This window comes from Arthrobacter sp. NPDC058097 (assembly GCF_042884885.1).
In the GTDB taxonomy this organism is placed as follows: Bacteria; Actinomycetota; Actinomycetes; order Actinomycetales; family Micrococcaceae; genus Arthrobacter.
Genome location: NZ_JBHVSZ010000002.1, coordinates 353,846 through 378,196 on the forward strand (window position 1 = coordinate 353,846; position 24,351 = coordinate 378,196).

A 24,351-nucleotide genomic window follows, 5' to 3' on the forward strand; every position below is an offset into this window, starting at 1 on the left:
TGTGGAAGCCACGCTAGTTCCCCCGTGCCGGAAGATCAAGATATATCGTGAGTGGGTTTCCTATTCGGGCGTGTCCATCCCCAGCCACTGGAACCAGCCGCGGTGCAGCACCAGCCAGGCCATGAGCCCGTAGCCTGCCTGCCCGGGGGAGCCGCCATTGGCCGCGAGGTCCTGGCGCCACTGCTCATGGTTCAGCAGCGGTGAAAACGTGTCGACGTAGAGGTGCTTGCGGCGGGTGGTCACGTCGGCAAAGGCGGTGTTCAGTTCGCCGAGCCGGCGGTTCTGCACCGGATCCAGTGTGGGCGGCGGCCCCACGACGAAGACCTCCAGCCGCTTCTGGGTGGCCGAATCCAGGATGTTGGCGAGATTGAGCCGGCTCCGGGCGGTGGACAGGCCGAACTCGATGTCTCTGCCGGAGAGCCCGATGACGAGGCGGTTCTCGTGAAGATCGCTGAACCTCCGGCCGGCCTCCTCGAGCCAGCGCGCCGACAGGCCCTCGGTGCCCTCCTGCGGGCACGGAAGTGAAAAGCTCTCCACCGTCATGCCGTCCTGCGGAGTGCGGGCGAGCACCCGGCCAAGCCACCCCAGTGCCCGGGGATCGCCGAGCCCGGCGAGCAGTTCATCTCCAACAGCTGCAATCCGCAGCTTCCTGTCTTCCACTACTACCTCTTCACTTGTTGGGAGGGCGTGTCCCGGATACGGACCGTTTGCATGCCAACACTAAAGGTCCATTAACTCACGCCGATTAAACAGAACTGCCCGGCTGGAACGGTATGTCACCGTCCGGCCGGGCAGCTGTTCTGCTACTTACGGGCGAAAGCCTGCTTCAGCAGCGCGTCCTGCTCCGCAGCGTGGCGCTTCATGGAGCCAGCCGCGGTGGAAGCCGAGGCCGGGCGTGAAACCAGGCGCACCGTCCGGTCCAGGGCGGTCGGCAGGTGCAGGCCCATGAACGGCCACGGACCCTGGTTGGCGGGCTCGTCCTGCGCCCACACAACTTCCGCGTTCGGGTACTTGGCCAGCTCGGCTTCGATCTCCGCCTGCGGCAGCGGGTAAAGCTGCTCGACGCGGATGATCGCGGTCGACTTGTCGCCGGTCTTCTGCCGAGTGGACAGCAGGTCGTAGTACAGGCGGCCGGAGACCAGCAGTACGCGGTCGACGGCGTCGGCCTGCAGCTGCTCGTGCTCACCGATGACCGGGCGGAAACCGCCGGTGGTGAAGTCCTCGACGGACGAGGCGGCGGCCTTGAGGCGCAGCAGCTGCTTCGGCGTGAAGATGATGAGCGGCTTGCGGGGCCGGCTGTAGGCCTGGCGGCGCAGCAGGTGGAAGTGCGAAGCCGCCGTCGTCGGGTTGGCGACGATCATGTTTTCCTCGGCGCACAGCTGCAGGAAGCGTTCGATACGGGCGGAGGAGTGGTCCGGACCCTGTCCTTCGTAGCCGTGCGGAAGCATCAGCACGAGCGACGAGCGCTGGCCCCACTTCTGCTCGGCGGACGAGATGAACTCATCGATGATGGTCTGGGCGCCGTTGACGAAGTCACCGAACTGCGCTTCCCACAGGACCAGGGCGTCGGGGCGCTCCACGGAGTAGCCGTATTCGAAGCCCATGGCCGCGTATTCGGACAGCAGGGAATCGTAGATCCAGAGCTTTGCCTGGTTGTCCGACAGGTTGCCCAGCGGCAGCCATTCGTTGCCGTTGGCGCGGTCGTGGAACACGGCGTGGCGCTGCACGAACGTGCCGCGGCGTGAATCCTGGCCGGCGAGCCGGACGGGCACGCCCTCCATGATCAGCGAGCCGAACGCGGCGATTTCGGCGAAGCCCCAGTCGATGCCGCCTTCACGCGACATCTGTTCACGCTTCTCCAGCAGCTGCTTGAGCTTGGCGTGGACGGTGAAGCCCTCGGGGATTTCCACGTGCGCCTTGCCGATGCGGGCAAGCGTTTCGGCCGAGATGGCCGTCGACGCCGGGGCGTTCGTTCCGATGTCCGACTGCTGTGCCTGGGGACGCTCGATGTCCGATACCGCTGCCGAGTCGGCGGTGATGATCGGGATGGGCGAGGTCTGGGCCGCGTGGGTCTCGGCGAAGACGCGCTCGAGGCGTTCCTGGTAGTCGCGGAGCAGCTGCTCTGCTTCTTCCTCGGTGATGTCACCGCGGCCAATGAGCGACTCGGTGTAGAGCTTGCGGACGGAGCGCTTGGCCTCGATGAGGTTGTACATCAGCGGCTGCGTCATCGAGGGGTCGTCGCCCTCGTTGTGGCCACGGCGGCGGTAGCAGACCATGTCGATGACAACGTCCTTGTGGAACCGCTGGCGGAACTCGTAGGCGAGCTGGCCGATGCGGACAACTGCCTCGGGGTCGTCACCGTTCACGTGGAACACCGGAGCCTGGATCATCTTGGCGACGTCCGTGGAGTACGTGGACGAACGCGACGAGGAGGGCGCCGTGGTGAAGCCGACCTGGTTGTTGACCACGATGTGGATGGTTCCGCCGGTGCGGTAGCCGCGCAGCTGGGACAGGTTGAGCGTTTCCGCCACCACGCCCTGGCCGGCGAAGGCAGCGTCACCGTGAACCATGATGGGCAGGACGGGGAACGACTGTCCCTGGTCCAGGCGGTCCTGCTTGGCGCGGACGATGCCTTCCAGGACCGAGTCAACGGCCTCGAGGTGGGACGGGTTGGCGGCGAGGTAGACCTTGGTCTCCTTGCCGTTGTCCGACGTGAACGTGCCCTCGGTGCCGAGGTGGTACTTGACGTCGCCGGAACCCTGCACGGAGCGCGGGTCCTGGGTGCCTTCGAACTCGCGGAAGACCTGGGCGTAGGTCTTGCCGGCGATGTTGGTCAGCACGTTCAGGCGGCCGCGGTGGGCCATGCCGATGGCGACCTCGTCCAGTGCGTCGTCGGCAGCGTCGGAGATGATGGCATCCAGCAGCGGAATCAGCGATTCGCCGCCCTCAAGCGAGAACCGCTTCTGGCCCACGAACTTGGTCTGCAGGAAGGTCTCGAAAGCCTCTGCGGCGTTCAGCTTGGAGACGATGCGCAGCTGCTCGTCGCGGCTGGGCTTGGAGTACGGGTGCTCCAGCTGGTCCTGGAACCACTTGCGCTCGGCCGGGTCCTGGATGTGCATGTACTCGATGCCGGTGGTGCGGCAGTAGGCGTCCCGGAGCACGCCGAGGATGTCGCGGAACTTGAGCATCGGCTTGCCGCCGAAGCCGCCCGTGGGCCACTCGCGGTCGAGGTCCCACAGGGTCAGGCCGTAGGTGAGGACGTCGAGGTCGGGGTGCTTGCGCTGGACGTACTCGAGGGGATCCGTGTCCGCCATGAGGTGTCCGCGAACGCGGTAGGAGTGGATCAGCTGCTGGATCCGGGCGACCTTGTTGATCTGGTCGGACGGGTCCACCTGCAGGTCCGGGCTCCAGCGCACGGGCTCGTACGGGATGCGCAGGGCTTCGAAGATCTCGTCGTAGAAGTTCTGCGCGCCGAGGAGCAGCGAGTGGACGAGCTTGAGGAATTCGCCGCTGCCTGCACCCTGGATGACGCGGTGGTCGTAGGTGGAGGTCAGGGTGAGGATCTTGCTGATGGCGTTCTGGGCGATGATCTTCTCGCTCGCGCCCTGCCATTCGGCCGGGTAGTCAAGAGCGCCGACGCCGATGATGGCGGCCTGGCCCTTCGACAGGCGGGGCACGGAGTGCACGGTGCCGATGCCGCCGGGGTTGGTCAGCGAGACCGTGGTGCCGGCGTGGTCGTCCGCGGTCAGCTTGCCGTTGCGGGCGCGCTTGATGAGGTCTTCATAGGTGTGCCAGAACTCCGCAAAGTTCATGGTTTCGGCCTTCTTGATGTTGGGAACCATCAGAAGGCGGGTGCCGTCGGGCTTGGGCATGTCAATGGCGATGCCGAAGTTCACGTGCGCCGGCTGGACCGCCACGGGCTTGCCGTCGACCTCGTCGTAGTACACGTTCATGGACGGGAACTGGGAGAGCGCCCGGACAACGGCGTAGCCGATGAGGTGGGTGAAGGAGACCTTGCCGCCGCGTGCGCGGGCCAGGTTGGAGTTGATGACGACCCGGTTGTCGATCAGGAGCTTGGCCGGAACTGCCCTGACGCTGGTGGCCGTGGGAACCTCAAGGCTGGTGACCATGTTGGACGCAATGGCCTTGGCCGGTCCGCGAAGGACGGACACGACGTCTTCCTCGGGGGCGGTGGGAGCCTTGACGTTCTTCGGCAGCTGGGCCGGAATGGGCTGGGCGCCGGTGCCCGCCTCGGTCTTCTTGGCGCCGTCGCGGGCCACCGTTGCCGGAGCCTTCTTGGCGGGTGCAGGCTGGGCGGGGGCCGCTGCCGGCGCCGGTGCCGGAGCTGCCGCAGGCGCCTGGGCCGCGGGAGTAGCGGATACCGGTGCCTGCGCGGGCGCCGGGGGAGTGACAATGGGCAGTTCGCGGGTGGCCGGGTTGGCGGCCGGGGCCGTCACGGCCGGAACGCCGTTGGAAGATGGACCGTTGCCGCTGTCGAATGATTCGAACAGGGGCCACCATTTGGCATCGACCGTATTCTTGTCCTGTTGGTAACGCTCGTACAGTTCGTCAACGAGCCACTCGTTTCCACCAAATTCCTCTGGCAGACGGTGGCTAGGCTGCTCTGGCACTTGAAATACGCCTCTTCCATGAGTTTGATTTCCCTCTGGTCGCCTAAGGTGCCACGGCACAACGATCGAACCAGTTTTTTCTGTGTCCTATGAACCCAGACCATTGCCAGTCTAGTGACCGTTTCGGCTTAACTGCCAATAACCGTGACCCAAATCATGTACCTCCCGAATTGTGGCGAAATGGCCGTCCGGACGGGCCCCAGGCGGTGTCCTTTCCGACCTGCGCAGACGCCGGTCCGGACCGGCCGGACGGGGGAGCCTTCAGTCCTCCTTGGCAGCCTGTTGCTCCTGTAGACTGCAATCCTTATGGACAGCGAATGTAGGTGCCATGGACGGTAAATCCAGGTGCCGGCCCGGGGGCTACCACCCATGATGGAGTGGCTCCTCGTTGCCGCCGGCCTGCTGCTCATCCTCGGAACCGGCTTCTTCGTCGCCGTCGAATTTTCCCTTATTGCGCTCGACCAGCCCACAGTGCAGCGCGCCGTTGACGACGGCGACGCCGCGGCCGTGCCGCTGCTCAAGTGCCTGAAATCCCTGTCCACGCAGCTGTCCAGCTGCCAGCTCGGCATCACCATGACCACGCTTTTGACCGGCTACGTCATGGAGCCGTCCGTCGGGGCGCTGCTTGAGGTGCCCGTGGCCGCCGTCGGCATCCCGGAGCCGGTGGCCGGGTCCGTCTCCCTCATAGTCGCCATGGTGATCGCGACCGGGCTGTCCATGCTCCTGGGCGAGCTCGTTCCCAAAAACATGGCTATTGCCCTCGCGTTCCGCATCGGCCGCACCCTGGCCCGCCCGCAGCTGGTCTTCACCGCGATTTTCAAGCCTGCCATTGTGGTCCTGAACGGTTTTTCCAACAAGGTCCTCAACGTCTTCGGGCTGGAGGCCAAGGAGGAGATTTCCGGTGCCCGCACGCCGGCGGAGCTTGCCTCCCTGGTGCGCAGGTCAGCGGCCATGGGCACGCTCGATCCGGGGACCGCGAACTTCATTGCCCGCACGCTGAACTTCTCCGGCCGCACCGCAGCCGACGTGATGACGCCGCGGATCCGAGTCGAAACCATCGACGCCGACCAGCCGGTATCGGACATCATTGATGCGGCCCGCCGCAGCGGATACTCGCGTTTTCCGGTCATCGGTGAGTCGGCGGACGACATCCGCGGGCTGGTGCACGTCAAGAAGGCCATTGCCGTTCCGCCGAACCGGCGGCGGAAGCTTGAGGCGGGCGCCATCATGACGGACGTCCTCAGGGTGCCCGAAACCATCCATCTCGACGCACTGCTTGCCGAACTGCGGGAGGGCAACCTGCAGCTTGCCGTGGTTCTGGACGAGTACGGCGGAACTGCCGGGATCGCCACGCTGGAGGACCTGGTCGAGGAAATCGTGGGCGAAGTGGCCGACGAGCACGACAAGGTCCGGCCGGGGCTGCTGCAAAGCGCTTCCGGTGACTGGTACTTTCCGGGCCTGATGCGGCCGGACGAGCTCTCGGAACAGATTCCGGGCCTCACGGTGCCCGACGAGGCCGCCTACGAGACGGTGGGCGGGTACGTTATGAGCGAGCTGGGAAGGATTCCCGAGGTGGGGGACACGGTGGAAACGGGCGGCGGAACGCTCAGCGTGACCAGGATGGACGGCCGGCGCATCGACCGGATCTGCTTCAGGCCGCACCGTGAACCGCAGGACGGCGCCGCCGAGGACCCTGCCGGCAGAAGCGCATCGGTCAGGCAGGGGGCCGCCAATCACGGCAGGTCAGGTAACGGCAAGGCCGGGAACGGCAAGCCAGGCAGCGGTAAACCCGGAAACGGCGGGCGGTCATGAGCGACTGGGCAGGACTGCTTTGGCTGGTGCTGCTGCTCCTGGGCAACGCCTTCTTCGTCGCCGCGGAGTTCGCCGTCATGTCCGCACGCCGGAGCCAGATCGAGCCACTTGCGGACGAGGGGGTCCTGCGCGCGCAGACCACCCTTCGGGCGATGGAGAACGTCTCGCTGATGCTGGCGTGCGCACAACTCGGCATCACCGTCTGTTCCCTGCTGATCCTGCTGGTGGCAGAGCCGGCCATCCACCACCTGCTGGCTGTGCCGCTTGCCGGGCTGGGCGTGCCAACCGAAGTTGCCGACATCTCGGCGTTCGCCGTGGCCCTGTTGCTGGTGACGTTCCTGCATGTGACGTTCGGCGAGATGGTGCCAAAGAACATTTCCGTGTCCGTTGCGGACAAGGCGGCGCTGCTTTTGGCTCCGCCGCTGATGTTCATCGCAAGGATCGTCAACCCGGTTATTGCCGCTCTGAACTGGTCCGCGAACCACATCCTGAAGCTGATGCGCATCGAGCCCAAGGACGAGGTCAGCTCCACCTTCACGCTGGAAGAGGTGCAGTCCATCGTGCAGGAATCCACGCGGCACGGCCTGGTGGATGATGATGCCGGCCTGATCACCGGCGCCCTCGAATTTTCGGAGTACACCGCCGGCGATGTCATGGTTCCGCTGGAACGGCTCGTCATGCTGCGGTCGTCAACGTCCCCACTGGAGTTTGAAAAGGCTGTCAGCCGCACCGGCTTCTCCCGGTTCCCGATGCTGGACGACGACGGCATGCTGGCCGGCTACCTCCACATCAAGGACGTGCTGGCCATCCCGGAATCCGGTTATGAGCTGCCCATCGCCGAGAGCCGCATCCGGTCGCTGGCAAACCTCACGCGTGACGACGAGATTGAAAAGGCGATGTCCGTGATGCAGCGCTCCGGCTCGCACCTGGCGCGCGTCATCGGGCCGGGCGGGCAGACCGAGGGCGTCCTGTTCCTGGAGGATGTGATCGAACAGCTCGTGGGGGAGATCCGGGACGCCACCCAGGCCAAGGGTATCCGGCGGCTGGGCAGGCCCGACGGCGAATAGCCGCCCGGGTGCCCCCGGCGGCCCACCGCCGTCGTAAGTTCTAAATAGGAATCATTCCTATTTAGCGGTACACTCGACGAGGGGTTGCCCCCTCCCCGCAACCTGACCTGTCCAGAACCGAGGTATTTTCCGTGCCCAGCAATGCCCGCACCTTTTTGACCGCCGCCCTGGCCGGATTCGGCCTGCTCCTCACCGGCTGTGGCTCGCCCGCGGCCCAGACTGCAGGCGCAGAAGCGAACGGACGCATCGCCGTCGTCACGTCCACGAACGTCTACGGGAACATTGTTGAGGCCATCGGCGGGGACAAGGTCAACGTGTCGGCCATCATCGCCCGTCCGAGCCAGGACCCGCACTCCTACGAGGCCAACGCCCAGGACCGGCTGACCGTGTCCAAGGCCAAGCTGGTGGTGGAAAACGGCGGCGGCTACGACGACTTCATCCACACCCTTGCGGACGACAGCAGGGTGCCCCACGAAAACATCATCAGCGCCGTGGAAGAGTCCGGACTGGCGCCGGAATCGGCAGCCAGCGCCCCCGCTCATGCAGAGACTGCCCACGCAGCGGATGGGCACTCCCACGACCACGGCGACTTCAACGAGCACGTCTGGTACAGCTTTGATGCCATGACGCACCTCGCGGATGCCGTGGCGGCCCGCCTCGGTGCACTCGACGGCGCCTCGGCCGCCCAGTTCAAGTCCAACGCCGCGGAGTTCAAGTCCGGCCTCGCGAAGCTGGAGAGTAAGATTTCGGCAATGAAGACCTCGCATGGCGGTGCCGGCGTCGCCGTGACCGAACCTGTGCCCCTCTACCTGCTCGAAGCGGCCGGACTGGAGAACCGCACCCCCGCCGAGTACACAGCCGCCGTGGAGGAAGGCGCCGACGTTCCGCCGGCAGTCCTGAAGGCAGCAACCTCGACAGCCGCCGCCAAGGACACCAGTTTCCTCGCCTACAACGAGCAGACCGAAGGCCCGCAGACCCAGGCCGTCAAAAACGCGGCCACTGCCGCGGGAACGCCGGTGGTGAACTTCACCGAAACGCTTCCGGACGGCAAGACCTACCTGGAATGGATGGCGGACAACGTGGAGAACGTCGGCAACGCACTGAAGAGCCAGCGTTGAACCCAGTCATCAGCCTGAAGCAGGCGTCGCTGAAGTTCGGCCGCCGGGCGCTCTGGGAGGACCTGAACCTGGACATCAATCCGGGGGAGTTCTTCGCGGTGCTGGGGCCCAACGGCAGCGGCAAGACCAGCTTCCTCAAGGTCCTGCTGGGGCTGCAGGAACTGCACTCCGGCCAGGCCCACCTCGGCGGGCACCCCGTGGAGCGCGGAAGCCACATGATCGGCTACATCCCGCAGCAGAAGCCCTTCCTGCCGGACACCCCAATGCGCGCCCGCGACCTGGTGGGCCTTGGCGTCGACGGGCACCGCTGGGGGATCCGGCTCGGCACCGCCAAGGCCAACCGCAAGATTGACGAACTGCTGGAGCTCGTCGGGGCAAGCGACTACGCCAAGGTGCCTGTCGGGCAGCTGTCCGGCGGTGAGCAGCAGCGCCTGCGCGTGGCCCAGGCCCTCGCCACCGACCCGAAGGTGCTGCTGTGCGACGAGCCGCTCCTGTCGCTGGACCTGCACCACCAGCAGGCGGTCAGCGCACTGATCAACAAGCAGTGCCATGACCGGAAGAGCGCCGTGGTGTTCGTGACTCACGAGATCAATCCGATCATCGACTACGTGGACCGGATCCTGTACCTTGCCGGCGGCCGGTTCAGCGTGGGAACGCCGCATGAGGTGATGACCACCGAGGTCCTCTCGGACCTGTACGACAGCAACGTGGAAGTGATCCATGCCAACGGCCGGATCGTCGTCGTCGGTCTGCCCGACGCCACCACGCACCACCATGACGATGCGCACGCCGCAGCGGGGGAGGGTTCCTGATGGACCTGGAATCTTTCCTGCAATCGGTGTTCAACTTCGAGAACTATGGCGAACTGCTGGCGCTGGTGCAGAACTCGCTGTGGGCCGGCGCGGTGCTGGGACTCCTCGGCGGCCTCGTGGGGACTTTCGTGATGAAGCGCGACCTGGCCTTTGCCGTCCACGGAATCTCCGAGCTCTCGTTCGCCGGTGCCGCGTTCGCCCTCCTCATCGGCACCGACGTGGTGTTCGGCTCCCTGGTGGGGTCCGTGGCGGCTGCGCTGCTGCTTGGGCTCATGGGCGTCCGGGCGCGGGACAAGAACTCGATCATCGGCGTCATCATGCCGTTCGGCCTGGGGCTGGGGATTCTTTTCCTGTCGCTCTACGAGGGCAGGGCCGCCAACAAGTTCGGGCTCCTCACCGGGCAGATTGTGTCCGTGGACACCGTCCAGCTCCAGGTCCTGGCGGGGACCGCGGTGGCCGTGATGGCGGCGCTGTGCTTCATCTGGCGCCCGCTGAACTTCGCCAGCGTCGATCCGGAGCTGGCCGAGGCCCGCGGCGTTCCCGTGCGGTCGCTTGCCCTGGTTTTCATGGTGCTCCTCGGCGTCAGCGTGGCGCTGTCCATTCAGATCGTGGGCGCCCTGCTGGTACTCGCGCTGCTGATCACGCCGGCGGCTGCCGCCCTGCGGGTGACGTCCTCGCCGCGCCTCGTGGTGCTCCTCAGCGTGGTGTTCGCCGTTTCGGCGACGGTGGGCGGAATATTGCTGGCCCTCGGCGGGCGCATCCCCATCAGCCCCTACGTCACCACGCTGTCGTTCCTGATCTACGTGGTGTGCCGGGTCATCGGCAGCGTCCGCGCCAAGCGCGGCCTCAACGGCCGGGTCATGCGGACCGCCTAGAGAAGAGGCTGGCGCCTACTGCGCAGCAGCCTTGCGTGCGGAGCAGTCGGGGCAAAGGCCGTAGATCTCAACGGTGTGGGCCACTTCCGTGAAGCCATGCTCCTGCGCGGTCCTTGCGGCCCAGGTCTCGACGGCGGGTGCCTCCACTTCCACGGCCTTGCCGCAGTTGCGGCACAGGAGATGGTGGTGATGGACCGTCACGGCGCAGCGGCGGTAGACGGCCTCGCCGTCACCGTTGCGGAGCACGTCCACGAGTTCCTCGTCAGCGAGCGACTGCAGAATCCGGTAGGCCGTGGCCAAGGACACCGACACGCCCTTGTTCTGGAGGATCCGGTACAGCTCCTGGGTGCTGACGAAGTCATTGAGCTCGTCCAGGGCGGAGCTGACAGCGATCCGCTGCTTGGTGACGCGCTGCTCTTTCCCGCCGGCCGCCGTCGAAGGTGCCTGTGGTCTGCCGTCAGCGCTGGCGCGTTGTGGCATGGATGAACTCGCTTTTCTTTCGGGTAATGACAAGCTTTAACGTTACCAGCCGGGGCCGCGTGGACACTTATCGGGCCCGTCCCTAGGCTGGCTTCATGAAGCTGACTAAATACACCCACGCCTGTGTCCGGCTCGAAAAGGACGGCCGGGTGCTGGTCCTGGATCCGGGAACCTTCTCCGAAACCGCCGAGGCGCTCGATGGCGCACAGGCCGTCCTCATCACGCACGAGCACGCCGACCACATCGATGTTCCCGCTGTGGCCTCGGCCCTTGCAGGCAACGGCGGGCTGGAGCTCTTCGCCCCGGAGGGCGTGGCGCAGACCGTGCGCAAGGAAGCGCCGGACGCCGCGGACCGCGTGCATGCTGTGGAGCCGGGGAAGGCCTTTGACGCCGCGGGGTTCGCGGTCCGCAGTTTCGGCGGTCAGCACGCGCTGATTCACCCCCAGATTCCGGTGGTGGCCAACATCGGCTACCTCGTGGATGAGAACGTGTACCACCCGGGGGATTCCTTCATCATTCCTGACGGCATCAGCGTGCGCACGCTCCTGGTCCCGGTCCACGCCCCGTGGAACAAGGTCAGTGAAGTGGTGGACTTCGTGATCGGCGTCCGGGCAGAGCGGGCCTACAACATCCACGACGGACTCCTGAACGACACCGGACTCGGCCTGGTGGAGGGCCACGTCAAGCGGATCGGGGCCAAATACGGCACCGAGTACACGCACCTCTCCAGCCGGGAATCCGTGGAACTTTAGCCCCGCCAGACGCCCGTCTCGAAGAACGCCCTCAGCCTGTCCTCGTGTGGCTGCGGGTCCAGTCCCTGGGCCGCCAGCCACGCAGGGCTGTAATGGCTGCCTGCGTACCGGTCACCGCCGTCGCACATCAGGGACACCACGCTGCCCCGTTCGCCGTCAGCCACCATCTGTGCGATGAGCTGCCAGACGCCCCAGAGGTTGGTGCCCGTGGATGGCCCGGCGTGCAGGCCCGCCAGCGTGTGCAGGTGCCGCATGGCTGCGACGGACGCGGCATCGGGAACCTGGATCATGTGGTCGATGACCGACGGGACGAAGCTTGGCTCCATGCGCGGCCGGCCGATCCCTTCAATGCGGGAAGGCATGCCGGTGCTGAAGTCCGCCGCGCCGTTCCGCCAGCCCGGGTAGAAGGCGGAGTTCTCCGGGTCGACCACCGCCAGGGACGTGGCGTGGCGGTGGTACCGGAGGTAGCGGCCGATTGTGGCGCTGGTTCCGCCGGTGCCGGCTCCCACCACGATCCAGCGGGGGACCGGATGCTCCTCCAGCGCCAGTTGCTCAAAGATGGATTCGGCAATGTTGTTGTTGCCCCGCCAGTCCGTGGCGCGCTCGGCGTAGGTGAACTGGTCCATATAGTGGCCGCCGCTCGTGGCGGCAACCTCGGCGGCGGCCGCGTACACCTCTGAGGCGTGGTCCACCAGGAGGCAGGCGCCGCCGAACTGTTCGATCAGGGCGATCTTTTCCGGGCTGGTGGTGCGGGTCATCACGGCGATGAACGGCAGGCCCAGGAGTTGCGCGAAGTAAGCCTCCGAAACTGCGGTGCTGCCGCTGGAGGCCTCCACGATGGTGGTGCCCTCACGGATCCAGCCGTTCACCAGCCCGAACAGGAAGAGGGAACGGGCCAGCCGGTGTTTGAGGCTTCCGGACCGGTGGGTGGATTCGTCCTTGAGGTACAGCTGGACGCCCCAGTGTTCCGGCAGCGGCACCGAATACAGGTGGGTGTCTGCCGAGCGGTTGTTTTCCGCATTGATCTTTCGGACAGCCTCGTCCGCCCATGCCCGTTCACTGAATCGCCTGCTCACGGAATCAGCCTACCGGCGCGGGCAGCCGCGGCTAGAGTTGGTGCTGACCTGCAGGCAAACCCCCAAGGAGACAGATGGACACCATCATTGACGTGGCCGGGCTGAACGCCCGGATGGCGGCCGGTCAGCGCACCGTGGTCCTGGATGTCCGCTGGGCGCTTGGGGATCCGGAGGGCCGCAGGCATTACCTCAAGGAGCACATCCCCGGTGCTGTGTACGTCGACCTGCCCACCCAGTTGGCCGACCCGGCCGACCCTGGCCGAGGGCGCCACCCGCTGCCTTCGCAGGCCCGCTTCCAGGAGGCGGCACGCTCGTGGGGCATTTGCGACGGCGACGTTGTGGTCGCGTACGACGATGCCGGCAACACCTCCGCCGCCCGGATGTGGTGGATGCTCCGGAACGCCGGCATGCGCACTGTTTACCTGCTCGACGGCGGCCTGGCCGCCTGGCGCTCGGCAGGGTTGCCTTTGGAAAGCGGCTCCGTAGAGCCCGACACCGGAGACGTGACGCTCGCGGACGGCGGCATGGCCGTTACCGACGCCGACGGTGCCGCCGGCTGGTCGGACGGGGGCGTGCTGCTGGATGCGCGCGCCGGTGAACGGTACCGAGGGGAAGTTGAACCGGTGGACCCCCGGGCCGGCCACATTCCCGGCGCCGTCAGCGCACCTACAACAGGGAATCTTGACGACGACGGCCGCTTCCTGCCGGTGGAGAAGCTGCGGGAGCGCTTCGCCGGTCTTGGGGTCGACGGAACGGCGCCGACCGCCGTCTACTGTGGCAGCGGCGTGACAGCCTCGCACGAGGTTGCGGCCCTGGAGATCGCCGGTTTCAGCGCCGCGTTGTTCCCTGGCTCCTTCTCCGAATGGTCCAACGATGCTTCCCGTCAGGTGGCCACGGGCGCCGATCCCGGAACGTGAGTAGCGGGGTCCGCCAGGTGGTTGAGCTGGTCGAAACCAGGCTTGATTTCGACCAGCTCAAACAGCGGTGTGCCCGATGCGGAGTGCACCGGCAATTGGAACTCACCCGGGAGCCGCGGTAGCGTCGCCATATGACTCCTGGACGCCCTGTACCCCCGCCGCTGAACCTGCGGATCCCGCTGGATGAGACCGCCGCCGGACCTCTTGAGGGACGCCTTGCTGCTGCCCGCGGTGCGTCATCCGCCACGAGCGGCCTGGTTGAGCTGACAGTTGCCCGGAGGGCACCGAAAGCCGACGACGTTGAGATCGCCATCGAGTTCTGCGGGCTCTGCCACTCGGACGTTCACGCCACCCGGGGGGAGTGGGGCAGCCAGAACTACCCGCTCGTACCGGGCCACGAGATAGTGGGCCGGGTTAGCCGCGTCGGTTCGGAGGTGAAGGACTTTCACCCGGGAGACCGGGTGGGCGTGGGCTGCATGGTGGACTCGTGCCGCGAATGCGAGAGCTGCCTCGAAGGGCTGGAGCAGTACTGCGAACGCGGCATGACCGGGACGTACGGTGCCAAGGACGCCAGGAACGGGGACACCGTGACCCAGGGCGGTTACGCATCCTCAGTGGTGGTGGACCGGCGGTACGTCCTGCGGGTGCCGGAAAACCTGGACCCCGCGGCGGCTGCCCCGCTGCTCTGTGCGGGCATCACCACGTTCTCGCCGCTGCGCCACTTCGGTGTCCGGGAAGGCCACGTGGTCGGCGTCGTGGGCCTGGGCGGCCTGGGCCACATGGCCGTCAAACTGGCCAAGGCTATGGGCGCCGAGGTCAAGGTCTTCACTACTTCTGAGTCCAAGGTGTCGGCGGCGCTGGAGTTGGGCGCCGACGCGGTAGTGCTGTCCCGCGACGAGGAGGCGATGGCCGCTGAGAACCGGAGCATCGACGTCGTCATCGACACCGTTGCCGCCCCGCACGACCTCAACCCGTTTTTCCGTACCCTGCGGCGGGACGGCGCACTTTTCCAGCTGGGGCTGCCGTCTGATGCCATGCCCCCTGTTCACCCCGGGGCCCTGATCAGAAGGAGAATCTCGTACGCCGGATCCCTGATCGGGGGTATCGCCGAGACGCAGGAGATGCTCGACTTCTGCGCCGAGCACGGGGTCGTCTCCGACGTCGAAATCGTTGGAGCTGAGCAACTTAACGACGCCTATGACCGGATGGTCGCAGGTGACGTGAAGTACCGTTTTGTCCTGGATACATCCACCCTGCAGGAACCGTCGGAAAGGGCTGACGCATGAGCACGCTGTTCACCAAGATTCTCAACGGGGAGATCCCTGGCCGCTTTGTGTGGCGTGAGCCGGACGTCTCCGCCTTCCTGACCATGGGTCCGCTTGCTGACGGGCACACGCTGGTGGTTCCGACCGAGGAAGTGGACCGCTGGACCGACGCCTCGCCCGAAACCCTGGCCAGGGTCATGGAAGTGGCCCGCCGCATCGGCGCTGTGCAGGTTGATACGTTCGGGGCAGCCCGGGCAGGACTCATCGTGGCCGGTTACGAGATCAACCACATGCACGTGCACGTGTGGCCTTCCAACAGCATGGCGGAATTCAATTTCGCTACCGCCGAGCACAACCCCGACCCGGCCCGCCTGGACGCCAACGCGGAAAAGCTGCGAGCAGGCCTGCGCGACGCCGGCTACGGGGAGTTCGTGCCGGAGGCTTAGGCAGAAACCGGGCCGGCTGGCCCCCCGGCCTTCCTGTTAGGGGGCCGGGCCGGGCTGCTCGGACTGGCTCGGCTGGCGCAGCAAGATTCCGGGCAGCCCCGTTCCCGGTAGCGGTGGTGCCGTGGACCGGTAGGTGTGTCCGGTGGGCGTTGTGATTTCGATGGTGTGTCTGGGTCCAGGCCGGGGTTTTACCTTCCAGCCGGGGAGTTCTTTGGTGTGGTTGCAGGCTTCGCAGAGTCCGGCGCCGTTACTCAACGAGGTGGGGCCGTCGTTGTGCCAGGGGATGATGTGGTCGTGGTGGCGGATCGGGGCGTCGCAGTGGGGGGTGCGGCAGGTGTCGTCGCGGATTTGGATGAAGCGGCGCAGCGGGGCCGGGAAGAGGCGCCGTCTCGAGTCCATCGCGACGAGTTCGCCGGTTTCGGGGGCGGTGTAGAGCCGCCGGACCCAGGTCTTGAGTTCTTTCAGGCCCGGGGCTGAGTTGTTCTCGGCTGTCGTGCCGGCACTGGATGGGAGGGTACCGTCCTGCCGGCTGGGTGATTGAAGCTGCCCCGGCGTCGGAGTCTGACCCCGCCCCGGGCTTTGCCCCGGTGCCGGCTCCTTCTTTTGCGTGAGCAGGTTGCGGGCGAAGTCGGCGGGGATGATGCCGTAGCCGGTGATGCGGGCGGGTTCGGAGTCGCCTTGGAGGAGTGACCGGTCGGTCATGACGAGGTTGAGTTCGATGCCGGTGATGCCGCCGGGGGTGCCGGTGGTCCTTTCGACCAGGGTGTCGGCTTTGATCTGGTCGCGGGTGCGCGGGTCCCCGGCGGCGTGGAGGGTGTCGGCGTTCCGGGTCAGCGCCGCGTAGACGGCGACGCCTTCGTGGACGGGCAGCAGCGCTGACAGGTAGGTCATGCAGTCCGGTGCCGGACGCAGGCTGACCCGGCGCTCCGAGACGGCGTGGCTGGCGCGCCGTGCGACGGCGCGGGGGTCGCGGCGGATGGCGGCGGCGCGGGCGGCTGCGATGACGGCCAGGGTTCCGGCGCCGGTGAAAGTGCCGGTGTCGGCGGCGAGTTCCTCGTCAACGGCGGCCCGGTCAGCCGGGCTCAGGCAGGCGGTCTCCTTCGCCACATACATGACGCGTTCTTCGTTCAGCTTTCCGGTGTCCAAAGCGGCCTGGGTGTGGGGCATCTGCACCAGGGCTTTGGCCGTGCCGAGCAGCCGTTGCCCGCGGTGCGGGGATTCGCCCCGGGCCAGTGCGATCTGTTCGGCCGCGCCCAGGCCGTGTTCCTTGGTACGGTCCTTGCCCAGGTCCTCCGCGGTCAGCGTCCGGCCCGCGTGATTCCCACGATCCGCTTGTTCCTGCCGGAGCCGGGCCTCGAAGGTCAGGGAAAGCCTCGCCTGTTGCCCGGCGGCCCAGCATTTGACGTTCTCGTAGGCCCGGATCTGGTCGATCAGCCCTGTATTGTCGGCGGTGAGGTCGGCTGCCGGGAGAACCCACCCTGAGGTTGTTGTCGGTGAACCGGCTAAAGCGTGCTGCGTGGTGGCGGCGCTGGACGGAATGCCGCCGTGAGAAGCACCGGCGTCGAAAGGGCTGTCGTCAAAAAGGTCCCCGTCGAGGGGACGGTCCGCAAACAGGGCCTCGGGAAACGGGTCCTCCGGCAACGATGCCGGATAGACGGCGTCGAGGTCATCGTCATATGGCAACCCGTAGCACGGATCGGCGTCGGAAACCGCGGCGTCAGGGACGTGGACAACGCCGTCGGGAACCACGGCAGCCAGCAGAACCACGCCGTGCGGCGCCGCTGCAGTCAGTGCTGAATTCCCGAAGCTGTCCATGAACACAGTCTGCCAAGGGGGTCCGACATTAAAGGGCCGGAAAGGCACCCGATCCGGGAAGGATCCAAAAAGTTTTTTCCGAATCATCTGAGAACGAAAACTGGGTAGTACTTCAGGGCGTTCCCAGCGCTCAGAAAGCCCTGAAGTGCTACCCACTTGGTGTTGAGGAGCGGTCAGAAAAGCCCAAGCCGCGGCAGCACCGCCGTCGTACGAAGCCCGGCCCAACCGGCCCGCAAGCGCGAACGGACACTTGGGGCCACTAATCCACCCGGATCAGAGGCCAACTGTCCGTTCGCAACGGAATGGCCTACGCTGACGCTACGCCGCAAGCACCTTGTTCAATGCCGTCCGGATCCGCTTCTCGGACACCGAATAGGCTGTTCCAAGTTCGACGGCGAAGAGGCTCACCCGAAGCTCTTCGATCATCCAGCGCACCTGTGTCAGCTCGGCACCTGCCCGCCGGCCGGGCAGCAAAGCCGACACGGCGTCGTCATAATCATCCTCCAGTTGCTGGACGGCCGCCATGTTGAGCGCATCGCGCTGCACGTTGCCGGGCAGCTTCTCCAGGCGTTTTTCGATGGCGGTGAGGTAGCGGGGGAGCTGGCTCAGCTGCGCATAGCCTGTCTTGGCCACAAAGCCGGGGAAGACCAGCTGCTCAAGCTGGCTGCGGACATCGTTGAGCGCGCTGATGAGCGCCAGGCTGGTGGTGCCCCTGAGCTGCTTCTCGATCCGGCGGGTGCTCGCGAGGATCCGCTCCACGACGGCCGTGACACTGAAGACGGTGTCGATCAGTTCCGCCCGGACATGCTCGTACAGGGCGTCGAACGCTGCCTGGTCCCAAGGGAGTTCCGGGGGAGTCAGCTTGTCCACCGCCGCCAGAACGCAATCGGCGATCAGGGCTGAGACGGACCCGTGCGGGTTCTGGCTGAACGTCAGCTTCTCTGTGTTGTTCAGGTGTTCGAGGACGTAGCGGTCCGGCGCAGGCACCCGCAGTGCGAGGAGGCGGATGACGCCGCCCCGCATGGCTTCCTGCTGTTCCGAGGCTGTCTGGAACACGCGCAGGCCAACGGACTTCCCTTCGTCCACCAGCGCGGGAAAACCGGTAACGGTGTGACCCTTCACGGTGACGCTCGCTTGGCGCTGAAGGGTGCCGAACCGCCACTCCGTCAGGCCGGACTGTTCCGTGAACCCGGCGCCCGCCTGCGGCCGGCCGTCCTGAGGGGCAGCCTGCTGCTGGCTCTTCTTCGGCGCCCGCGCATTCGGTGACCGTGGACCGGCGGTGGCGGGCGTGGCGCCAAGCGACTCGGCGATGGCCCGGCGGGTGGCCGGGGCCAGCCGCTCCTGCAGGGCTTCCAGGTCCTTGCCCTCGTCCAGGACCTTGCCCCGGGTGTCCACCACCTTGAAACTCACCCGCAGGTGCGGCGGAACCGCATCCCAGTTCCAGGACCCGGGCGGTACGATCTGGCCTTTCAGTCGGCGCAGAACCAGCTCCAGTGAACTCTCCAGCTCGTCCTCGGCGGGGTCGAAATCGGCTTCCAGCGCGGCGACAGCCTGCCGGGCGACGTCGGGGGCCGGGACAAAGCTCTTGCGGACCTGCTTCGGCAGCGACTTGATCAGCGCGGTGACAAGTTCCACCCGCTGGCCGGGGATCAGCCAGCGGAAGGGTGCGTCGTCGAGCTGGTTCAGGAACAGGACCGGAACCTCCGCCGTGACGCCGTCGGACGGGTTGGGCGTCGAGCCGGGTGCCACGGGATGGAATTCGTAGCTCAGGGGCAGTTCGAAGCCCTTGTGCAGCCACGTCTTCGGGTAGGCGGACTCGTCCAGCGCATCGGCGTCCTCGCTCAAAAGCAGGGCCTCATCGAAGTCCAGAAGCGCCGGATCCTGCTGCCGGGCGTCCTTCCACCACTTGTCGAAGTGGCGTTCCGAGACGACGTCCTTGCCGACGCGGGCGTCATAGAACTCGAAGAGCGTCTCGTCGTCCACCAGCAGGTCCCGGCGGCGCATCCGCGCCTCGAGTTCTTCCACTTCCTGCAGCAGGGCCCGGTTGCGGTGGAAGAACTTGTGGTGCGTCTTCCATTCGCCCTGGACCAGTGCGTGCCTGATGAACAGCTCCCGGGCCAGGACAGGATCGACCCTGCCAAAGTTGATCCGGCGCTGCGCGATGATGGGCACGCCGTAGAGGGTGACCTTTTCGTAGGCCATCACGGCGCCCATTTTGGTAGACCAGTGGGGTTCGCTGTAGCTGCGCTTGATCAGGTGGGGCGCAACCTGTTCTGCCCACGCAGGCTCGAACTTGGAGGCGACCCGTGCCCATAGCCGGCTGGTTTCCACCAGTTCGGCGGCCATGACAAATGTGGGCGACTTCTTGAACAGCGCCGAGCCCGGGAAGATGGCAAACCGGATGCCACGGGCGCCAGCGTATTCCCGCTTGCGCTCGTCGAGGATGCCGATGTGGCTCAGCAGGCCGGAAAGAAGGCTGATGTGGATGCCCTCGTGGTTGCCCGCGGCGTCGGCCTCGCGCTTGTTGTCCAGGGTGATGCCCAGCGGCCTGGCCAGCTGCCGCAGCTGCGTGAAGAGGTCCTGCCACTCCCGGACGCGCAGGTAGTTGATGAATTCGTTCCGGCACAGGCGACGGAACTGGGTGGAGGACAGCTCCTGCTGCTTCTCGTGGATGTAGTTCCAGAGGTTCAGGTAGCCGGTGAAGTCGGAATTCTCGTCGCGGAAACGGGCGTGCTTTTCCGCCGCCAGCTGCTGCTTATCCGTCGGGCGTTCGCGGGGGTCCTGAATGGTCAGGGCCGCCGCCAGGATCATGACTTCACGGACGCAGCCGCGCTTGCCTGCCTCCACGATCATGCGGCCGAGCCGCGGGTCCACCGGAAGCTGCGCGAGCTTCTGTCCGACGGCGGTTAGCCCGCCGCCGTTGCGGCCGGCGCCTTTGCCGTTTTCGGCGTTGGCCGCCTGCGGCGCACCAGTGGCTGCCTGCGGTGAACTCAAGGCTCCCAGCTCCCGAAGGAGGGTCACGCCGTCGTTAATGGCCCGCGAGTCCGGGGGCTCCACGAACGGAAAGTTTTCAATGTCCTTGGGCCCCCGCGCAACTCCCATGGCGGTCATCTGCAGGATGACCGCCGCCAGGTTGGTGCGCAGGATTTCCGGATCGGTGTAGAGCGGCCGGGACTCGAAGTCCTCCTCGGAGTACAGCCGGATGGCGATGCCGTCCGACACGCGGCCACAGCGCCCGGAACGCTGGTTGGCAGATGCCTGGGACACCCGCTCAATGGGCAGCCGCTGCACCTTGGTGCGGTGGGAATAGCGCGAGATGCGGGCGGTTCCGGTGTCGACGACGTACTTGATGCCCGGCACGGTCAGGGAGGTCTCGGCCACGTTGGTGGCCAGCACGATCCTCCGCTTGCTGCCCGGGTTGAACACCCGGTGCTGCTCCTGCAGGCTCAGCCGCGCGAACAGCGGCAGCACCTCGGTGCCGGCCAGTCGCCGGTTGGACTGGATCCTGGCCTGCAGGGCGTCCGCCGCGTCCCGGATTTCCCGCTCGCCGGAGAAGAAGATGAGGATGTCGCCCGGCGCTTCAAGGGCGAGCTCGTCGACGGCGTCGCACACCGCGTCCAGCGGGTCCCGGTCCTCCTCGAGTTCGTCGTCGGAGGAATTGTCCTCGTCATCGCCTGCGGACGGGCCGCCCGCCGGCTGGGAGAGCGGCCGGTAGCGGATCTCCACCGGGTAGGTGCGGCCTGATACCTCAACGATGGGCGCTGGTTCCTCGTCCGAGCCGAAGTGTTTCGCGAAGCGTTCGGGATCGATGGTGGCGGAGGTGATGATCACCTTCAGGTCCGGCCGCTGCGGCAGGATCCGCTTGAGATAGCCGAGGATGAAGTCGATGTTCAGGCTGCGTTCGTGGGCCTCATCGATGATGATCGCGTTGTATTTGCGGAGCAGCTTGTCGCGCTGGATTTCGGCCAGCAGGATGCCGTCGGTCATCAGTTTGACCTTGGTGGACTTGCTCACCTCGCCGGTGAAACGTACCTGGAAGCCCACTTCCTGCCCGATGTCGACGCCGAGTTCGGAGGCGATGCGTTCGGCCACCGTGCGGGCTGCGAGGCGGCGAGGCTGGGTGTGGCCGATCAGGCCGTTTTCACCCAGTCCCAGTTCCAGGCACATCTTCGGGATCTGGGTGGTCTTTCCGGAACCGGTCTCACCGGCAATGATCGTCACCTGGTTGGCGGCAATAGCTGCCATCAGGTCCTCGCGGCGCTCGGAAACCGGCAGCTCGGCGGGGTAGGAGATGTGAAAAGTCATGGCTCCCCCAAGTCTACTGCCGAATAAAAAGGACCCGGCGTGCGCCGGGTCCTCGGTTTGGGCGGACGGTTTGTGGTTGGTGATGGCTGACAGCTATGCGCCCTTAGAAGATGCGCATGGTGTAGTTGCTGCTGGGCAGGTCCAGTGCGGACCAGTCCGGAGCCGAGTGCTCGGGTGGGGTGTGGCCGCGGCCGTCCCGGAGGATGGCGCCGACGGTGGCTGCAGCTGCAACGAGGACCAGGACGAGGAGGGCAATTCCGAAGATTTCCATGTCTCCATGGTTGTCCCGCGGAACCTTCGAAAGAAGTGGCAGAAATGCCTAAAAAGTACAATTTTCTGCCATACTGGAAACATGCTCAAGACAGTGGCAGTTATAACGGTTCCCAACTTCTCGATCTTCGAGTTCGGTACCGCTTTTGAGGTGTTTGGCATCGACCGTTCGGACCGGGGAACCGGCGTGCCGCAATTCGACTTCCGCGTGTGCGCACCGGTGCCCGGGGACGTTCCGCTGAAGTCTGGCCTCACCATGAACGTGCGCCTCGGCCTGGAAGCCGCCGACGATGCCGACCTGGTGATCATGACGCCCTACGGCCGGGAGGAAGATGTGCCGGAGTCGGTCCTTGATGCGCTGCGGGCGGCGCACGCCCGGGGGGCGTGGGTGATGTCGATTTGCTCCGGCGCTTTTGCTTTGGCCCGGGCCGGGCTGCTGGACGGACGCCGGTGCACCACGCACTGGCACTACTCAGGAGAGCTCGCTGCCCAGTACCCCAAAATCCTGGTGGACGAGAACGTCCTTTACGTCGAGGACAGCAGGATCATCACCAGTGCCGGAACAGCAGCGGGCATTGACGCCTGCCTGCATCTGGTGAGGACCGAGTTCGGGGCTGCCGTGGCGGCCGCCATCGCCAGGGACATGGTGGTCCCGCCGCACCGCGACGGCGGCCAGGCCCAGTTCATCGACCGGCCCATGCCCGAGTGCGGCTCCCAGCCGATGGAGGAACTCCTCCGGTGGATGGTGGAGAACCTGGACGAGGAACATCCCGTCCAGGAGCTCGCCGCCCGCGTACACATGTCGGCGCGCACCTTTGCCCGGCGGTTCCGCGCTGAAACAGGGGCCACCCCGGCCGCATGGCTCAATTCGCAGCGGGTTCTGCGCGCCCAGGAGCTGCTGGAATCCACGGAGCTGAATATCGACGAGGTGGCGCGGCAGTCAGGATTCGGCCACCCCGTGCTGCTCCGGCACCACTTCGCCAAGGTGCTGGACACGAGTCCGCAGTCCTACCGCCGGGCCTTCCGCGGCCAGATGGCCACGGCAGGCTAGGTCCCGAGGCTACCCGGCCGCACGTTTCAGCCGGAGCGTGATTCCTCAGCCGCGGCCCGGGTCGACTCCACGAGCACGCGCCAGGGGCCGGTGACTGCCGTCTCCGGCAGGGTGGCTCGGCGCTGCCCGGCGCGGATGGAGTACATGAAGCGGTCCGGCTGCCCGTCCGCCGCCTGCCGGGGATCGTCGACGGCGTCCCAGGGGCACGCTTCGACGAGCGGCTGCCAGCGGCTTTTGTCAGTGGACGTCACGGCCAGCACCGTCCAGACACGGGTGAGTGCGGCTATCCCGCCGCTGCGCTCGACTGTGATTTTCATGGCGAGGTTCCCGGGTTTCCGCAGCCGCCGGGAAGCGGAAAGTCACAGTCCCGGCGTCGGTTAGAGCTTTACCTTCACAGTCTCCCACGCGCCGCGCACGGCGTCATGCTCTGCGGACTCCTCGCCGAACAGTTCCTTCGCCGTTGACGCGGTGGCTTTGGCGAAGGCTGTGAACGTGGTGGTCGGGCTCAGCGAGCCGCCTGTCAGGGTCTCGTACCAGATCTGCCCCGGCGCATCCCAGGCGTTACCGCCCAAGGCCTGGGCGGCCAGGCAGAACGCCCGGTTCGGAATGCCGGAGTTAATGTGGACGCCGCCGTTGTCTGACCGTGTGCGGACATAGGAGTCCATGGAGTCCGGCTGCGGGTCCTTCCCGAGGACGTCGTCGTCGTACGCGGTTCCCGGTGCCTTCATGGAGCGCAGGGCGGAGCCCTGGACCTGCGGCGTGAACAGGCCCTCGCCGATCAGCCAGGAGGCCTCGGCGGTGGTCTGCTTCCGGAAATACTGCTCCACGAGGGCGCCGAAGACGTCTGAGACGGATTCGTTGATGGCTCCCGCCTGGTTGCGGTAGGCCAGCCCGGCAGAAAACTGCGTCACGCCGTGGGCCAGTTCGTGGCCGATCACGCTGAGCGAGCGGGTAAACCGCTCGAACACCTCGCCGTCGCCGTCGCCGAACACCATCTGCTGGCCGTCCCAGAACGCGTTATCGTACAGCTTGCCGAAGTGGACGCTGGCCTTCAGCGGCATTCCCAGGCCGTCGATCGAGTTCCGGCCGAAGGCGTCCGCGTAGAGGCTGTGCGTATGGCCGAGGCCGTCATAGGCCTCGTCCACGGCGGGATCGCCGGTGGCGGCGTCGCCCTCCTTCCGGACAACCTGACCGGGCAGCGACTCGCCGGACTTAGCGTCGAAGACGGACCTGTTGACGAGGGCGGGCTCCGTTTGCCGGATGGCAGCAGGTGCCGAGGGCGCCGACGTGCGGGCGGCGTGTACGGCGCCAACGTGGAGCAGGGCCTCCCGGGCGGCGCGGGCGACGGCCGAGAACCGGGGGGAGCTCTGGGCGGCAAGGCGGCGGAGGATGTACGGCGGAACGATTGAACAGACCATGCAACTCACACTACGAACGGCCTCTGACATTCTGCGTCAGGCGCACTGGAAATGCAGGAAACCCCCGAAATGCAGGAAACCCCCGCCGCTTTGAGTAAGCGGAGGGGGTTCAGCTGTGCCCTCGATAGGATTCGAACCTACGGCCTTCTGCTCCGGAGGCAGACGCTCTATCCCCTGAGCTACGAGGGCATCCAGGGATCCTGCCGTTCCCGGCCGGACGTCCTAGAGCTTAGCAGGAAGG

The 24,351-nt window shown here is 66.2% G+C and carries 19 protein-coding genes and 1 tRNA gene; 10 read left to right on the top strand and 10 right to left on the bottom strand.

The window, feature by feature from the left end:
- Positions 1-60: 60 nt before the first annotated feature.
- Positions 61-660: a GDSL-type esterase/lipase family protein gene (locus ACFVTE_RS05545; RefSeq protein WP_387097969.1), complete on the bottom strand. Its 600-nt coding sequence runs from the start codon at positions 658-660 to the stop codon at positions 61-63.
- A 143-nt stretch (positions 661-803) separates the two neighbouring features.
- Positions 804-4,631: a multifunctional oxoglutarate decarboxylase/oxoglutarate dehydrogenase thiamine pyrophosphate-binding subunit/dihydrolipoyllysine-residue succinyltransferase subunit gene (locus tag ACFVTE_RS05550; protein ID WP_387097972.1), complete on the bottom strand. Its 3,828-nt coding sequence runs from the start codon at positions 4,629-4,631 to the stop codon at positions 804-806.
- 372 nt (positions 4,632-5,003) lie between these two features.
- Between ACFVTE_RS05550 and ACFVTE_RS05555 the strand changes: the two genes are divergently transcribed.
- From ACFVTE_RS05555 to ACFVTE_RS05575, 5 genes are all read left to right on the top strand, one after another.
- Positions 5,004-6,443 carry a hemolysin family protein gene (locus ACFVTE_RS05555; RefSeq protein ID WP_387098340.1) on the top strand — a complete coding sequence of 480 codons (1,440 nt, stop codon included), beginning with the start codon at positions 5,004-5,006 and terminating at the stop codon, positions 6,441-6,443.
- Positions 6,440-7,510: a hemolysin family protein gene (locus ACFVTE_RS05560; protein ID WP_387097975.1), complete on the top strand. Its 1,071-nt coding sequence runs from the start codon at positions 6,440-6,442 to the stop codon at positions 7,508-7,510. Before ACFVTE_RS05555 ends, ACFVTE_RS05560 begins: the two co-directional genes overlap by 4 nt.
- A gap of 131 nt (positions 7,511-7,641) precedes the next feature.
- The gene (locus tag ACFVTE_RS05565; protein ID WP_387097977.1) at positions 7,642-8,628 is read left to right on the top strand and encodes a metal ABC transporter solute-binding protein, Zn/Mn family; all 987 of its coding nucleotides are present in this window, start codon (positions 7,642-7,644) and stop codon (positions 8,626-8,628) included.
- Entirely contained in the window at positions 8,625-9,440 is an 816-nt protein-coding gene (locus ACFVTE_RS05570; protein ID WP_387097980.1) for a metal ABC transporter ATP-binding protein, read from the top strand. The genes ACFVTE_RS05565 and ACFVTE_RS05570 overlap by 4 nt, the downstream gene beginning before the upstream one ends.
- Positions 9,440-10,315 (top strand): metal ABC transporter permease, encoded by an 876-nt coding sequence (locus ACFVTE_RS05575; protein ID WP_387097983.1) that lies wholly within the window; start codon positions 9,440-9,442, stop codon positions 10,313-10,315. The genes ACFVTE_RS05570 and ACFVTE_RS05575 overlap by 1 nt, the downstream gene beginning before the upstream one ends.
- A gap of 15 nt (positions 10,316-10,330) precedes the next feature.
- On the opposite strand, the gene ACFVTE_RS05580 is transcribed toward ACFVTE_RS05575, so the two are convergent.
- Entirely contained in the window at positions 10,331-10,795 is a 465-nt protein-coding gene (locus ACFVTE_RS05580; protein ID WP_387097986.1) for a Fur family transcriptional regulator, read from the bottom strand.
- Positions 10,796-10,890: 95 nt separating this feature from the next.
- Here ACFVTE_RS05580 and ACFVTE_RS05585 point away from each other — a divergent pair, with 95 nt between their 5' ends.
- A complete protein-coding gene (locus ACFVTE_RS05585; protein ID WP_387097989.1) occupies positions 10,891-11,547 on the top strand; it encodes an MBL fold metallo-hydrolase in 657 nt (218 codons plus the stop codon).
- Here ACFVTE_RS05585 and ACFVTE_RS05590 read toward each other — a convergent pair.
- Positions 11,544-12,623: a PLP-dependent cysteine synthase family protein gene (locus ACFVTE_RS05590; protein ID WP_387097992.1), complete on the bottom strand. Its 1,080-nt coding sequence runs from the start codon at positions 12,621-12,623 to the stop codon at positions 11,544-11,546. The two genes, ACFVTE_RS05585 and ACFVTE_RS05590, sit on opposite strands and share 4 nt — an antisense overlap.
- A 74-nt stretch (positions 12,624-12,697) precedes the next feature.
- Between ACFVTE_RS05590 and ACFVTE_RS05595 the strand changes: the two genes are divergently transcribed.
- The 3 genes from ACFVTE_RS05595 to ACFVTE_RS05605 all read left to right on the top strand — a co-directional run bounded on the left by ACFVTE_RS05595 (position 12,698) and on the right by ACFVTE_RS05605 (position 15,251).
- Entirely contained in the window at positions 12,698-13,540 is an 843-nt protein-coding gene (locus ACFVTE_RS05595) for a sulfurtransferase (RefSeq protein ID WP_387097995.1), read from the top strand.
- A gap of 131 nt (positions 13,541-13,671) precedes the next feature.
- On the top strand, positions 13,672-14,826 hold the full coding sequence (locus tag ACFVTE_RS05600; RefSeq protein WP_387097998.1) for an NAD(P)-dependent alcohol dehydrogenase: 1,155 nt from the start codon (positions 13,672-13,674) through the stop codon (positions 14,824-14,826).
- Positions 14,823-15,251, top strand: a complete 429-nt coding sequence (locus ACFVTE_RS05605) for an HIT family protein (RefSeq protein ID WP_003804824.1) — start codon at positions 14,823-14,825, stop codon at positions 15,249-15,251. Before ACFVTE_RS05600 ends, ACFVTE_RS05605 begins: the two co-directional genes overlap by 4 nt.
- A gap of 36 nt (positions 15,252-15,287) precedes the next feature.
- Here ACFVTE_RS05605 and ACFVTE_RS05610 read toward each other — a convergent pair whose 3' ends face one another.
- The 3 genes from ACFVTE_RS05610 to ACFVTE_RS05620 all read right to left on the bottom strand — a co-directional run bounded on the left by ACFVTE_RS05610 (position 15,288) and on the right by ACFVTE_RS05620 (position 21,642).
- Positions 15,288-17,066, bottom strand: a complete 1,779-nt coding sequence (locus tag ACFVTE_RS05610) for an HNH endonuclease (protein ID WP_387098001.1) — start codon at positions 17,064-17,066, stop codon at positions 15,288-15,290.
- Positions 17,067-17,384: 318 nt separating this feature from the next.
- A complete protein-coding gene (gene hrpA / locus ACFVTE_RS05615) occupies positions 17,385-21,371 on the bottom strand; it encodes an ATP-dependent RNA helicase HrpA (protein WP_387098004.1) in 3,987 nt (1,328 codons plus the stop codon).
- Between the two features lie 103 nt (positions 21,372-21,474).
- Positions 21,475-21,642, bottom strand: a complete 168-nt coding sequence (locus tag ACFVTE_RS05620; RefSeq protein WP_387098007.1) for a hypothetical protein — start codon at positions 21,640-21,642, stop codon at positions 21,475-21,477.
- An 81-nt stretch (positions 21,643-21,723) separates the two neighbouring features.
- Between ACFVTE_RS05620 and ACFVTE_RS05625 the strand changes: the two genes are divergently transcribed.
- Positions 21,724-22,692, top strand: a complete 969-nt coding sequence (locus ACFVTE_RS05625; RefSeq protein ID WP_387098010.1) for a helix-turn-helix domain-containing protein — start codon at positions 21,724-21,726, stop codon at positions 22,690-22,692.
- A 26-nt stretch (positions 22,693-22,718) separates the two neighbouring features.
- Here the strand turns inward: ACFVTE_RS05625 and ACFVTE_RS05630 are convergent, their stop codons facing one another.
- From ACFVTE_RS05630 to ACFVTE_RS05640, 3 genes are all read right to left on the bottom strand, one after another.
- Positions 22,719-23,009 carry a protealysin inhibitor emfourin gene (locus ACFVTE_RS05630; RefSeq protein WP_387098012.1) on the bottom strand — a complete coding sequence of 97 codons (291 nt, stop codon included), beginning with the start codon at positions 23,007-23,009 and terminating at the stop codon, positions 22,719-22,721.
- 60 nt (positions 23,010-23,069) lie between these two features.
- Positions 23,070-24,110 (bottom strand): M4 family metallopeptidase, encoded by a 1,041-nt coding sequence (locus ACFVTE_RS05635; protein ID WP_387098015.1) that lies wholly within the window; start codon positions 24,108-24,110, stop codon positions 23,070-23,072.
- Positions 24,111-24,226: 116 nt separating this feature from the next.
- Positions 24,227-24,299: transfer RNA gene (locus ACFVTE_RS05640), tRNA-Arg, on the bottom strand.
- Between the last annotated feature and the right edge of the window lie 52 nt (positions 24,300-24,351).

Excerpts from the sequence above, each read along its gene's own strand:
- ACFVTE_RS05635 (WP_387098015.1), bottom strand. The coding sequence starts at position 24,110 with ATGGTCTGTTCAATCGTTCCGCCGTACATCCTCCGCCGCCTTGCCGCC.
- ACFVTE_RS05575 (WP_387097983.1), top strand. The coding sequence starts at position 9,440 with ATGGACCTGGAATCTTTCCTGCAATCGGTGTTCAACTTCGAGAACTAT.
- ACFVTE_RS05620 (WP_387098007.1), bottom strand. The coding sequence starts at position 21,642 with ATGGAAATCTTCGGAATTGCCCTCCTCGTCCTGGTCCTCGTTGCAGCT.
- ACFVTE_RS05605 (WP_003804824.1), top strand. The coding sequence starts at position 14,823 with ATGAGCACGCTGTTCACCAAGATTCTCAACGGGGAGATCCCTGGCCGC.
- ACFVTE_RS05580 (WP_387097986.1), bottom strand. The coding sequence starts at position 10,795 with ATGCCACAACGCGCCAGCGCTGACGGCAGACCACAGGCACCTTCGACG.
- ACFVTE_RS05595 (WP_387097995.1), top strand. The coding sequence starts at position 12,698 with ATGGACACCATCATTGACGTGGCCGGGCTGAACGCCCGGATGGCGGCC.
- hrpA (WP_387098004.1), bottom strand. The coding sequence starts at position 21,371 with ATGACTTTTCACATCTCCTACCCCGCCGAGCTGCCGGTTTCCGAGCGC.
- ACFVTE_RS05555 (WP_387098340.1), top strand. The coding sequence starts at position 5,004 with ATGGAGTGGCTCCTCGTTGCCGCCGGCCTGCTGCTCATCCTCGGAACC.
- ACFVTE_RS05625 (WP_387098010.1), top strand. The coding sequence starts at position 21,724 with ATGCTCAAGACAGTGGCAGTTATAACGGTTCCCAACTTCTCGATCTTC.
- ACFVTE_RS05600 (WP_387097998.1), top strand. The coding sequence starts at position 13,672 with ATGACTCCTGGACGCCCTGTACCCCCGCCGCTGAACCTGCGGATCCCG.
- ACFVTE_RS05610 (WP_387098001.1), bottom strand. The coding sequence starts at position 17,066 with ATGGACAGCTTCGGGAATTCAGCACTGACTGCAGCGGCGCCGCACGGC.
- ACFVTE_RS05585 (WP_387097989.1), top strand. The coding sequence starts at position 10,891 with ATGAAGCTGACTAAATACACCCACGCCTGTGTCCGGCTCGAAAAGGAC.
- ACFVTE_RS05560 (WP_387097975.1), top strand. The coding sequence starts at position 6,440 with ATGAGCGACTGGGCAGGACTGCTTTGGCTGGTGCTGCTGCTCCTGGGC.
- ACFVTE_RS05630 (WP_387098012.1), bottom strand. The coding sequence starts at position 23,009 with ATGAAAATCACAGTCGAGCGCAGCGGCGGGATAGCCGCACTCACCCGT.